Raw genomic sequence first — 12,528 nt, forward strand, 5'->3', positions numbered from 1 at the left:
TCACCTCATTATTGTCTTAACTTTTTCAGCAGTAATTCTTCGGTAATCACTATGTTCTGAATCAATCTTTAAATAGTCATTGTTCAATAATTTATTCATTTCATCTTTGTATAGTGAAACTGCATCATCTAATTCGATTAACTCAAAATAGATTTCTTCTTCTGGTGGTATTTGTACTAATTTAGGTAAGTCTATTTTTGCGACGGTAGCCATCCGCTTGTATCCACCTGTGGTCTGTCGATCATTCAATAAAATAATCGGTTGACCATTTTTAGGTACTTGGATATTCCCAAGCTGGGTTGGTTCTGAGAGGATGTCATGAACGCCATCAGTTGTTTTTAAAGCTATTCCTTCTAAACGGATACCCATTCGATCACTACTCCGCGTTATCTTATAAGGGGTTTTAGTTAATGATTCTTTAGCTTCTATCGTTAAGTCATCATAATTAGGACCTGTAATAATTCGTATCGTTCTGGTATCTCCTACTTTTTCATTTGAATAGTAAGGAAATGTATGATTACTCTTTCCGTTATAAGCTATCAAATCACCCTTTTGAAGCGGTCTACCTTGATGACCCCCCATTGCTGTACGTAAGTGAGTCGAATAACTACCTAATTCTTTTTTTAGATGAAATCCTCCAGCAACTGCTAAATATGAACGGATACCATTTAAAGTTTTTCCAAATTTTACCTGATCTCCTTTAGCGAGTTTTATGGCTTTTCCACCAGTATATTGTCGCCCATTTATATCGATACGCATTTCAGCACCGACAACACTTATAACCGTATCCTTCATCACATCAAAAGAAATTCCTGTAAAATTCATTTCGATAACCGCTTCATTAATGTTATTGCCAACTAACTGGTTTGCTAGTATTGCACTTTTGTAATCTAAAACGCCTGCTGGTGAAATACCTGTCGACTGATGACCATAACGGCCCAAATCTTGAAAGGTGGATAAAATACCTGCTTCTTGTATGTAAAATGCCATTTAATCATTCACACCTTTCAATATGACTGAAACTTGATATGTACCTGTTTCAACTTGTTTTTGTATTTCATTAAATTCTTCATTTGAAATGCTATAAAACTTAATACGATCCCCAGCATTATATAAAATCGTATCCTCACCCCGACGTGTATCATAAAGCTGAATCGGTGTACGACCAATTAGATTCCATCCACCTGGTGAATCATATGGGTAAACACCCGTTTGTTGTCCAGCAATTCCGACAGAGCCTGCCGCAATATGCGTACGTGGTGTTTCTAATCGATCCATCGCAATTTCTGGATCTAAGCCACCCAAATAAACAAACCCTGGCATAAAACCTAACATATAAACTAAGTATTCATTATCAGTGTGTCTTTTAATCACATCATCAACTGTTAGATCTTTTTCTTCAAAACGCCAAAGATCCGGCCCAAAATCTCCACCGTAACAAACGGGGATTTCAACAACTCGATATGGGAATTCTTCATTATCGATTGTTTCTAAATTAATCTGCTCAAGGATTTCGATCAGTATGTTTTGATTTAATGTTAAAGGATCAAAATAAATCACCAATCTTGTATATGAAATAATCATTTCTGTTATTCCATTAATTTTTAAGCTGTCGATATATTTTCTTAAATTGACTATTTTTTTATTAATATCGGGACTTATCACATCACCAAATAGTAATGTTAACGAGTCTTCTGTGTATTGTTTAATTTCCAAATAGTCCACTACCTTTCTTGATAACTACATTGTAATCTAAATAACGATAATTTAATTATACGATTATATATACTTGGATGTCAATCGGAAAATTAGAAACAGATTAAAAAAACACCTATTTTCTCAATATTCTGAGGAAATAGGTGTTTTATTATTATTCATTATTTAAATATGTTGTATATTCATTTAAAGCTTCTTGACCAAATATATCTTTAATAACATGTTGCTTATATACTTCTACGTTTAATTTCATTGGAATATGACTGTTAACCATAGCTGTATCCGTTATAATAGTTTGGCCAATCGTTACATCATCAGCCGTACTGCAGTATAAATTGATATCAAGTACTTCGGTATATAATTCAGGGTACATGTAACCAACAATAGCAGTTAAATCATGCATAACAGCGCCTAATATACGCTGATTTTCCCAATAATTTAAGATATAACTATCCAGCATTTGATTAATTAACTGACCTAGTTTCGGATCAATCAATTGCATAAACGTTAAATCATTCATATCTAAAACAGCCTGATGTGTTACATCTAAACCAATCATAAAAATTGGGAGGTATTCTCCTAATTCGAAAACCTTATTAACGGAGTGTGGATCAAACCAATAATTGAACTCTGCAAGTGGTGTACGATTCCCACGATGAATCCCGCCACCCATACTATGGATTGATTTTAGTTGTTTCATTATGTCAAAATTCTTTTCAATACAAAAAGCGATATTTGTTAGCGGACCTAATGTGATTAAATCAACTTGATTTGGATATTTTTCGATGGTTTCTAATATAAAAGTTACCGCATCTTTATCTGAAATGAGCGCATCATTTTTATCTAAAACAGCCGAACCTAGTCCATTACTACCATGAATAATCTCTTTTGAGTAATCGATAGACAGATTAAAGTTTGAATCAACTGTCTTGGAGTAATTTTTTTCAGAACCTTTGTATACTTTAATATCCGAACCAAAATAATTTAAAATACGCGTTACATTATCAGTGGTACTCTGTAGTCCTTTATTTCCACCGACTGAAGTAAAACCTAATACTTCGATATCTGGATGTTGAAGTGCAAAAATAATAGCTAATGCATCATCAATCCCCGGATCCGTATCAATTATCACTTTTCTTTTCATTTCATCGTACCTTTCTCGAACAACTTATTTATTTGAAAGCTATTCAATACATTCTGTTTTTTATTTAAACTGTTAGTTGAATTGCGTTACTTCATCACCATTATAAATTTTTTCAGCATTATTAACTAGATATTCTTTATTTTGAATTTACCCTTTTTACGTAAATAAAATTTTAGAAGTGCCAAATATAGACAAACAAGCTCGTTTAATACTTGTTTTTATGTATTTTTCAAAAAATAAGACACAAATAGAACGCCCCATAAGCGCGTTTTAAAATTATTCAATTACTTCATTCATAATAATGACAATTGATTCGAGCGTTGTTCTATTCTGTGAAAATACCGAATACCTACGGTATCAAATGTGAGGATCTTTGAAACTCCTCGGATAAACCGATACAGATAAAATTTTATTTTCTTTAATTTATTGGATGGTCGTGCTCGAGCTAAAACGATTTGGGTATGATAGTTGTTCTTTTCAATCGCTAATGAATAATGCCCAATGATACAATTCAAAATGGTATATAAAATTCGTAGAGAACTTAAGGTCATCGTTCGCGTTTTTTCTAATTGGAATTCTTCTTTTTGCACACGAAACAGCTCCTCAATTCGCCAGCGAGTAATATAACTTTTTAGGATTCGAAGGACATCGTCCTTTCCTTTAATCGAATGGTTCGTTAATAATTTCATGGGTTTTGCCCCATAACCATACACGACAACCATATAAAGAGGCATATCTTGTAGAACGGGTAGTTTTACTTTAATATGGCTAACCTTTAAGTGATATTTTTCGCCTTGAATCTCTGTCTTAAAGTTAATTTTTCCTTTTCGTCGTTTTGCTAAATCAGGTACTTTTACTCGACGATTTTTATGTATTAAATACCGATTATCATTTAACCGAGTGACGAAGTGATGTCCGATATTTTGGACATATTCATATATCATATTTCGGTCGTACCCGCGATCCATAACAAAGGTTGCTTTTTTCTTTCCTAAAAAAGTATGGACAGTATTAAAGCCTTTGGCTATTTCTATATTCTGACTTTGAAAATCTTCTTTGGAAGAGTACAAATGATTATAAAGAGGTAAGGGATGTTTGGTTTTCGGAGTAGCCATTGAAAAATTAAGGGTAGGATAACCTTTTTATAGCATATTTTATTTCCGCTTTTTCACTTTCTACAACAAAGTGTGATGTATAGTAAACATCATTCATATTCTCAGGTCCTGCTAAATCATTGACTTTAGTATTTCCGAAACCATCTGGTCCTAATATTGGTTGAGTAATGCCATTGCTGTTTGCGCTGCCTGCGCTTCATCAGATGCAATATCTCTTTCAACCACTTCTATTAGTTTACCATCGACACCACCTGCTTCGTTAATATCATTAACAGCATTATTCATTGATATACCATATTCTGCAGCTGATCCTGTTAATTCAAACATAGAACCAATACGAATGACATTGGAATCTTTGGAGGTACCACTACATCCTGAGATGAATCCAATCATTATAACCATTATACCAGAAACAACGAGTTTCATTTTTCTGTTCATTTTAATTCCTCCCCTAAACGAATGGGAAAAAGTGGACGTTTCTATGTACATATTGTTATTAGAGAGAACAGATGCGCAAGGTATAAAATAATACTCCCTTCAAAGCAGAGATTAACTGTCATTGGAGGGAGTATTGTATTTATTATGAATGATTATTTTTTACTGGTATCTTTTTTGTTGTTTCGGCCTTGATACAGTTTATCAATGAAAATGGCGATCGCATTGTCACCTGAGACATTTGTGGCGGTTCCAAAACTATCTTGGGTGATGTAGAGACTGATCATCAATTGTTGCATGGTATCTGATATAATGCCGACCATTGGCAAGAATGGCAGTGCAGACATAATCGCTCCACCTGGGGCTCCTGGCGCTGCAACCATGGCAATACCGAGAACTGCGATAAAACCGCCGAGTGAGGCGAAATCAGTTGGTAAATTATACATCAGTAAAACGGCAATGGCGGTGGAAATGATTGCGATCATACTACCGGCTACATGAATCGTCGCCCCTAAAGGCACCACAAAATTTCGAATAGTTTCCGACACACCATTTTTCTTGGCAACTTCCACATTAACAGGGATTGTTGCTGCCGAAGATTGCGTACCTAAGGCGGTTAAGTAACCAGCGACTTGATTTTTATCAAAGTGAATGGATTTTTACCTGCATACCATCCAGAAAGCACAAAAAGTAACATAATATATAAGAGTTGTAAGGCAATAACCATTAAAAAGACGCGCCAGAAAATCGAAAGAATCATAAAGACACTCCCCGAGTAACTCATGTTGGCGAAGTTACTTAAAATATAAAACGGCAGTAACGGGACGATAATCGCTGACAAGACCTGCATGATAATCGCTTCAAATTCAATAAAAAATGCATACATCACTTCACCTGCTTGGTTTTCACGTAACCGTGAAATGCCAAGGCCTATCATAAAGGCAAAGATTAACGCAAAAGTAACGGACAGTATCGGATCCAGCGGAATAGTAAAATAAGGCGTTAAGCCTTCACCAGAAGCGGCTACATTTTCAACGAGATCCGGTGTGATAAAAAGGGGAAAAATAGTTGTTGCACCTAAGTAAGCAATAGTACCAGCTACGAGTGTGGATCCATAAGCCGAGAGAAAGGTTACCCCGAGCAATTTCCCTGCTCCTTCTGTTAGGTCAGCAATACCTTTCGTAATCAAGGCTATAATCATTAACGGGATGACAAAATTTAAGAAGCTACTGAATAAATCAGCCAACGTAATCAACACCCGAATGAAACTCGACGGAATAAAAGTCAATTGACCGAGTAGAATACCAACAATAATTGCAATAATGATGCGTGGGACAAGTCCCAAGTTAATTTTCTTTTTCATATTTTCTGCTCCATCCTAAAATATTTAACTTCTATCATACCATATGTTAGGTGAGTTTGGCCGGTTTTATTACTATACTTTAATAACCTGAACAATTCATAGTTTTACTAATATTGTTTCTAAACATTGATTTAATAGTATTTAAAGCAAATTACTTCATCACCCATTAGGTGATGAAAAACTATATGATTGCTTCGCAATCTAAGCCGTGACAGAAAAGAGAGAGTATCCTATAATTAATATAGGAAACGTTAATCCGATTCTTTAATGGGTTTTGCCGAACCTGGATGAAAAACTGGATGAACATTTTATCTTTTGCGATAAGCCGAATACATCTTAGAATGTGAAAATAAAATTACAATAATTTATAGAATGTTCTGTTTCCTAAATTGTTTGATGGAGGTTTTCATCATGGAAGTTATGATTGAGACATGTTGTGGAATCGACGTTCATCAGAAGACAATTGTATGTTGTATATTAGATGGTCCTTTGGACACGAACAAACCTAAAAAGTCCTATAAGATATTTGGTACTCGAACAAGTGAATTACGGAAAGCACTTGAATGGTTAGAGGAAAATGAAGTTACTGATATTTTTATGGAAAGTACAGGACAATATTGGGTACCGGTGTTCAATATCTTTTCCGAAGGGAATTTTAATATGGTCCTCGCAAATCCAGAACATATTAAGAATGTACCTGGTCGAAAAACAGATATGAAGGATGCAGAATGGATTGCGCAACTTGGACGAGTTGGTTTAATTCAGAATTCGTATATTCCAGCACCTGAAGTTATGGAATTACGTCTAATGACTCGCCGTAGGCAATCCTACACTCAAAAACGAACCCAATCGAAGAATGAGTTACACAATATTCTTCAACGATCTAACATTAAGTTGACGGGTTATTTAAGTAATATCTTTGGGAAAACTGGGCAAGCCTTGCTCCAATTATTTATAGATGGTGAAGTCTTAACTCTTGAATCTGTCGAAGCTTGTTTACATGGCAGAGTGAACGCATCTCCCAAGGATATACTTCAAGCAATGGATGGAAAAATATCTCTAACAGATAGGCGATTGCTTGATGATTCGTTAGATGAGTATCAATTCTATACTCGGAAAATTAAGAAAATAGAACATGATATCGAACAATATATTTTATCTCATTTTCCTTTGGAATATGAGTTGCTCCAAAGTATTCCTGGTGTGAAGCAACATAGTGCTGCGATTATCCTAGCAGAAATTGGTCCAAGTATAGAGGCCTTTAGGACAGTGAGCTATTTAGCTTCATGGGCTGGACTTTCACCTGGTTCTTATGAAAGTGCAGGAAAAAAGAAATCTTCGAGAGTAACTAGAGGGAATAAATATTTAAAAACAGCCCTAATTACTAGTGGTGGAATGGCCGGAAGGTCACGTGATCCAGCTTTCGGATCCTTATATCACAGAGTATCTAACAGAGGAACCAAAATGAAAGCAGTTGTGGCATGTGGGCACAAGTTACTACGGATGATTTATAAGATTTTAGATGACAAAGCACCATATGACGAAAAAAGAGCACTAGGTCTGCGGCAACAGAAGCTAGTACTCAATTAATTAAAAAATTTCCTTGTCTTAATTATAGCATGGTATGTCTTTTTTTGCTTTTTTTAAGGTAAATCTTTTCAAATAAAAAGAACCACTTTCTGATATGGTTACTTCACTACAAACAACCATAGAAAGGGGTTCTCTCAGTGGTTACTTTACAAGAAAATGCCGTAAAATTCAACAATAACTTAATCGTTTCTCATGATGGTGGTCGTTTATCAAGTGATTCTGGTTTGATTTTAATCGATGAACTAATGGATGCTTTCCAATTTACCCAGCTTTCTAAAAAGATTGTTCGATTTAACGACAGCCGTAAATATTGGACGCATACGAATCACAAGCTTTTAAAACAGTTAGTGCTGCAAATTGTAGCCGGTTATAACACCGACTCTGCTGCAAATATTCTACAGCATGATCCGGTATTACAGACGTTATCAATTGATGAGCCGTTGGCTTCTCAATCATCCATTTCTCGATTTTTTGATCGAATTACGGAACAAACGATTGAAGATTTCCAGACACTCAATCAAAAAATGATTGATCAAGCACGACTTATTCGTAATGATACGAATATGATTGTTGATTTAGATTCTACCCATTCGGATACCTTCGGGAGCCAAGAACAGACAGATTATAATGCTCATTATGGAACGAACGGTTATCATCCTTTAGTGGCATTTGACGGCTTGACTGGCGACTTTTTAAAAGCCAAGCTTCGATCAAGAAATCAATACACTTCCAACGGGGTCAAAGAATTTCTTGAACCGTTATTGGCACATTATAACCAAACGATTCCAACCACTGATATTCTCGTTCGTGGAGACAGTGGTTTCGCGACACCGGATGTTTATGATTTATGCGACTTATACGAAAATCAGTATGTCATTCGGCTAAAGGCCAATAGGAATTTATATCGTTTAGCGGAAGAGTTTGTGTTCTATGATAATCATCATCCTTGGGATGAAAAAGAAGTCTATTATCATTCGGTTTCCTACCAAGCAGCTTCATGGTTCAAACCGCGTCGAGTGTGTATTCGTTCAACTCGAGAAGTAGGCGAACTACTTTTTAAGCATTCCTTTATTGTCACGAATTTCTCAGAAAACATCTCAGCTAAAAGAGTGTTTGAAACCTACAATAAACGCGGTACCATGGAAAACTACATTAAAGAAGCCAAAAACAGCTTCTTCTTTGATAAAACAGATAGTCCAGAATTCCTTGAAAACGAGGCTCGCATGATGATTAGCCTGTTGGCGTACAATCTGGTTAACTTCTTATGCACCTTGTGTTTTGAGCCAAAATCGAAAGGACTCCAAGTGAATACGATACGTCTCCGTCTGTTTAAAGTGGCTGGCAAACTCGTCAATACAGCAAGAAAAATGTATTTAAAACTATCAAGTTCTCATGTTTATCAACGAGAATTTTATGCCGTATTCAGGCAAATCCAAAGGATTCGGCAGTACATTTAATAAAAAAAGATTAAATCGCCCAGGAAGAAGTACGCCCAAAATTTGAGTTTAAAAAGGGAAAAAGCTCAAAAATATAAAAAGGGCCGGAAAAAATAATCCATTAGGATAGAAAATGAAAAACAATAAAGAAAATATAGCACTATTGATAAAACGGTCTCTGAAATTAGAGGTATGAATTATTCAGGTAATTAAGTTATTTATTAATTTTCTTAAACTCTCATCTTCAATTCCAGACAATGTTGGTAGGTTTTGAACTTCTAAAGTCGCTCCATTATTTTGAATTAAATTCATTATATTTGAAATATCATTATGGCTTCTACTCAATCTATCTAATTCTGTTACTACTACAATGTCTCCCGCTCTGATAAAATTTAACATTTCATGAAGTACAGACCTTTCAAAAGTTGCCCCGCTTTCTTTTTCTACAAAAAGTTTTGATACCTTGTTTGATAAAGCTTCAATTAGACGATCTAATTTTTGATCTTTAGTGCTAATTCTTGCATAACCAATTTTTGTAGCCATTGTCTTTCTCCGTAAGCAAATTTTACCAACCCTATTAACCATTTCAAAAGCTTGATTTACTCGTGTATACACTTTAATCATTAGGGTATACCATAATGATTAAATACACCATTAAAAACTCAAGTGCTTATCCCTTATACATACAAATTTTTATTTTTGATAATCACTTTGTAAAAAACGTTCTTCATTTTCTCTTTCGCTTCGATTTCTTTCGTAATTTAATTCATTAAGATAATCTTGTTTATTTCTTCCGAAAACTTGTGACAGATTAAATAAAAACTTTTTGTTTTGATAAGACATTACTTTCAATGAATTTTGTAAATCATTCGTTTTCTGATATTGATTATTAGGATAGCTGGTATTCATATTTTTTAATAAAGCATTCCCCATCATTGCATTTAATTCATTCACTTTATTTTCTTTGTAACTATCATTACTGTTACCGTAAATTTGTTTTCTGTATTTTTCTTCTTCATTTAATCTCTTTTCAAGTTCGTTAAAACTATTTGGATCTTTTCGATTGATAATATCTTTTGTAATTTCATCAATAAGTGGACGATGCTTGCTTAATATATTGCTTGTGTTTGTGCCCCGTACAACAACTCGAATGCACTTGGTGTTTTATCTAATTGATAGCCGCTTGGTGCTTTGACTTCTACTAGTGTGTATTTTCCTAAAGGTAATGTTTTAGATACTGCTTCACCATTTGCATTAGTGATAATCGTATCTACTATATTACCTGCGTTGTCCAATACATTAAACTCAGCGTTTGCTAATGTTTGACCTGTTTCTTCATCTTTCTTAACAACTTTAATTGTTCCTAATTGCTCTTCATTTTCGATTGTTATTAATTGTGAAAATACCTCTTGAGTGTTATTAGTTGATACTAAATTAATTAAGAACTCTTGTGTGCTTGGTGTAAATCCATTTGGTGCTTTTAACTCTCTTAAGATATAGCTACCTAAATCTAAATTACCTAGAACCCCTTTACCATCAGCATCTGTAATGATTGTACCGACTTGTTTTGTACCTTGAAACACCCCAAATTCAGCGCTAGCCAGTGTATATGAATCATTAATCATTGTAGTGCCATTTTTTTTGAAACTTTTGCGATTTCAATTAATCCTTTTTGGACTTTATTTATAAATTCTACACTCGCTTTTTTACCTGCGTCAATTAATACTGATATTGATTCCGTATTTAAAACATATCCAGCTGGCGTTTTAGTTTCTCTTATAGAGTATTCACCAGCTTCTAAATCCTTAACTGATAAATAACCATTGCTATCAGTAGTTTTGGTAGCGACTACTTTTCCGTTTGAATCAATAATTTCGAATTCTGTATTGGCAAGTGCACTTCCATCAGATGTTATTTTGTTAAGCTCTAATTCCCCACTACTTGCCAAGATATTAAAGTTTAACATCGCTCTTACTGGATCTAGAAAATTTAATCTACCGAAAGTCTGTTGCTCCGGACGACTAAAAATTAAAGATACTGCATCAGGAACCTTTGATAAATCTGGCATGAAGTTATATTTACCATTTATTGCATTTTCTCCAGCAGTTATTTTTAGTTGGCTTGAGCTAATTTTTTCGAATGTAAATCCGTTCCAATTCGCCGGTAATAGTAATTTATCCAAGACATTGTATGTATCATTTAATGAGATAGATTCTCCCTTTTTTAGCGACACATTACCATTGTTCCATGAAGGGGCAGACTTATGATTTGTTATTTTTGTGTCAACTTGGTTTTTCCAATTTAAAAAGGCGTTGTAATTCTGTGCTAAATATCCTCGACTAGTGTCTAAGTTCACTACTAAAATTTCCCAAATATACGATTGAGTAAACGCATAGTTTTGATTTGAAATCTGTTGATTATATCCAAACTCAACTATTTGTTCGATTTTCAGTCTTTTAGCAGCATCGATTTCAACTTTTCCAGCAGCATCAGCTGGATATAATGGTGCTAGATTGTCTAAAACAACAGTTCCATCAGGAAATTCAGTACCTTCATAATAAGTACCACCTGTCCATGGTGTCATAGGTTCAATACAGAATACGACATCTCCATTAATCTCTAGAACGTATAAATCATCCCAGTAACTGGTTAATTGTTCTCTGCCATAATATACCGTTCCGATTTTAGTGCCAGAAGCGTTTGTTAGAATACCATTACTAGTGGAAGTGCTCATAATTTCGGCATACTTTCCATCAGAACTTCGAACGAGTTTTAAATTATCCAAGGAAATATTGAATTGCTCTGAATATTTGTCTAGAATTTCCTTATCTTTTTTGTTTTTTTCATCTTTGGCAACTTTTGCTTCTTCGACTAATCTTGTTTCTTCAGCGAGTCTAGCTTCCTCGACTAATCTTGCTTCTTCGGCAAGTCTAGCTTCCTCGACTAATCTTACTTCTTCGGCAAGTCTAGCTTCCTCGACTAATCTTGCTTCTTCAGCGAGTCTAGCTTCCTCGACTAATCTTGCTTCTTCGGAAAGTCTAGTTTCCTCGACTAATCTTGCTTCTTCGGCAAGTCTAGCTTCCTCGACTAATTTTGCTTCTTCGGCAAGTCTAGCTTCCTCGACCAATTTTGCTTCTTCGGCAAGTCTAGCTTCTTCGACTAATCTTGTTTCTTCAGCAAGTCTAGCTTCCTCGACTAATCTTGTTTCTTCAGCAAGTCGAGCTTCCTCAAATAGCAACAATTCTGTAGCGACTTCGCTTTTATCATTCTTTTGTTCTTCCGATTTTTCTAAAATCAGCTCGATTACCTCTAAAGAAATTTCAGTTTCTTTAACAGAAAGTGTTTCTACAGAATCATCAGTTAAGGTGCTTGCAGCTACTAGATCAGCGCTAAAAAATAGCCCTAAACTCATAGTTGTTAGGACTGTAATTTTTTTTATTTTATTAAATTTAATCATTTTATATTTCCTTTCGTTTAGTTTAGTTTCATTTTTTGTTCATGATGAATTGTAAAATTAAATGCGACAACAAAGAAACTCATAATAGATTCGTGTAAGATGTTAATAACGACAAAAACATACACACGGAGGTCTATTATGAGCTATACATATCTTACCATAGAAGAACGATCAAGAATAGAAGTGCTTGTTCAAGAAGGTTATAAAATTAACCCTATTGCGAACTTGTTAGGTCGTCATCGTTCAACTATTTATCGTGAACTTAATCGATG

At 34.7% G+C, this 12,528-nt stretch carries 11 protein-coding genes and 2 pseudogenes; 3 read left to right on the plus strand and 10 right to left on the minus strand.

Features of this window, described 5'->3' with window-relative positions:
* The 6 genes and pseudogenes from GF867_RS12240 to GF867_RS12265 all read right to left on the minus strand — a co-directional run bounded on the left by GF867_RS12240 (window position 1) and on the right by GF867_RS12265 (window position 5,773).
* The gene (locus GF867_RS12240; RefSeq protein WP_153833378.1) at window positions 1-990 is read right to left on the minus strand and encodes a 5-oxoprolinase subunit C family protein; all 990 of its coding nucleotides are present in this window, start codon (window positions 988-990) and stop codon (window positions 1-3) included.
* Complete coding sequence (gene pxpB, locus GF867_RS12245; RefSeq protein WP_366927832.1) at window positions 991-1,725, minus strand: 5-oxoprolinase subunit PxpB; 735 nt, start codon at window positions 1,723-1,725, stop codon at window positions 991-993.
* Between the two features lie 145 nt (window positions 1,726-1,870).
* On the minus strand, window positions 1,871-2,860 hold the full coding sequence (locus tag GF867_RS12250) for a nucleoside hydrolase (protein WP_153833380.1): 990 nt from the start codon (window positions 2,858-2,860) through the stop codon (window positions 1,871-1,873).
* 293 nt (window positions 2,861-3,153) lie between these two features.
* Window positions 3,154-3,975 carry a transposase gene (locus GF867_RS12255; protein WP_153833381.1) on the minus strand — a complete coding sequence of 274 codons (822 nt, stop codon included), beginning with the start codon at window positions 3,973-3,975 and terminating at the stop codon, window positions 3,154-3,156.
* Between the two features lie 150 nt (window positions 3,976-4,125).
* Complete coding sequence (locus GF867_RS12260; protein ID WP_172974027.1) at window positions 4,126-4,413, minus strand: ABC transporter substrate-binding protein; 288 nt, start codon at window positions 4,411-4,413, stop codon at window positions 4,126-4,128.
* A gap of 152 nt (window positions 4,414-4,565) precedes the next feature.
* Window positions 4,566-5,773 (minus strand): annotated as a pseudogene (locus tag GF867_RS12265) (dicarboxylate/amino acid:cation symporter).
* A 411-nt stretch (window positions 5,774-6,184) separates the two neighbouring features.
* Between GF867_RS12265 and GF867_RS12270 the strand changes: the two are divergent.
* On the plus strand, window positions 6,185-7,363 hold the full coding sequence (locus GF867_RS12270) for an IS110 family RNA-guided transposase (protein ID WP_172974028.1): 1,179 nt from the start codon (window positions 6,185-6,187) through the stop codon (window positions 7,361-7,363).
* A 137-nt stretch (window positions 7,364-7,500) separates the two neighbouring features.
* A complete protein-coding gene (locus tag GF867_RS12275; RefSeq protein ID WP_366927833.1) occupies window positions 7,501-8,820 on the plus strand; it encodes an IS1380 family transposase in 1,320 nt (439 codons plus the stop codon).
* Window positions 8,821-9,006: 186 nt separating this feature from the next.
* Here the strand turns inward: GF867_RS12275 and GF867_RS12280 are convergent.
* From GF867_RS12280 to GF867_RS13765, 4 genes and pseudogenes are all read right to left on the minus strand, one after another.
* A pseudogene (locus GF867_RS12280) lies at window positions 9,007-9,342 on the minus strand (recombinase family protein); the annotation flags it as partial.
* A gap of 150 nt (window positions 9,343-9,492) precedes the next feature.
* Window positions 9,493-9,951: a relaxase MobL gene (gene mobL / locus GF867_RS13760; RefSeq protein WP_366927834.1), complete on the minus strand. Its 459-nt coding sequence runs from the start codon at window positions 9,949-9,951 to the stop codon at window positions 9,493-9,495.
* Complete coding sequence (locus GF867_RS12290; protein ID WP_153833386.1) at window positions 9,909-10,424, minus strand: MSCRAMM family protein; 516 nt, start codon at window positions 10,422-10,424, stop codon at window positions 9,909-9,911. The genes mobL and GF867_RS12290 overlap by 43 nt, the downstream gene beginning before the upstream one ends.
* Window positions 10,421-12,256 (minus strand): MSCRAMM family protein, encoded by a 1,836-nt coding sequence (locus GF867_RS13765; protein WP_172974029.1) that lies wholly within the window; start codon window positions 12,254-12,256, stop codon window positions 10,421-10,423. Before GF867_RS13765 ends, GF867_RS12290 begins: the two co-directional genes overlap by 4 nt.
* A gap of 138 nt (window positions 12,257-12,394) precedes the next feature.
* Between GF867_RS13765 and GF867_RS14435 the strand changes: the two genes are divergently transcribed.
* The coding region (locus tag GF867_RS14435) for a helix-turn-helix domain-containing protein (protein WP_172974030.1) at window positions 12,395-12,528 on the plus strand (134 nt) is incomplete at its 3' end.

This window comes from Fundicoccus ignavus (genome assembly GCF_009659375.1).
In the GTDB taxonomy this organism is placed as follows: domain Bacteria; phylum Bacillota; class Bacilli; order Lactobacillales; family Aerococcaceae; genus Fundicoccus; species Fundicoccus ignavus.

Coding starts and splice junctions, on each gene's coding strand:
- GF867_RS12240 (WP_153833378.1), bottom strand. CDS start 990: ATGGCATTTTACATACAAGAAGCAGGTATTTTATCCACCTTTCAAGAT.
- GF867_RS12250 (WP_153833380.1), bottom strand. CDS start 2,860: ATGAAAAGAAAAGTGATAATTGATACGGATCCGGGGATTGATGATGCA.
- GF867_RS12255 (WP_153833381.1), bottom strand. CDS start 3,975: ATGGCTACTCCGAAAACCAAACATCCCTTACCTCTTTATAATCATTTG.
- GF867_RS12260 (WP_172974027.1), bottom strand. CDS start 4,413: ATGAACAGAAAAATGAAACTCGTTGTTTCTGGTATAATGGTTATAATG.
- GF867_RS12270 (WP_172974028.1), top strand. CDS start 6,185: ATGGAAGTTATGATTGAGACATGTTGTGGAATCGACGTTCATCAGAAG.
- GF867_RS12290 (WP_153833386.1), bottom strand. CDS start 10,424: ATGATTAATGATTCATATACACTGGCTAGCGCTGAATTTGGGGTGTTT.
- GF867_RS13765 (WP_172974029.1), bottom strand. CDS start 12,256: ATGATTAAATTTAATAAAATAAAAAAAATTACAGTCCTAACAACTATG.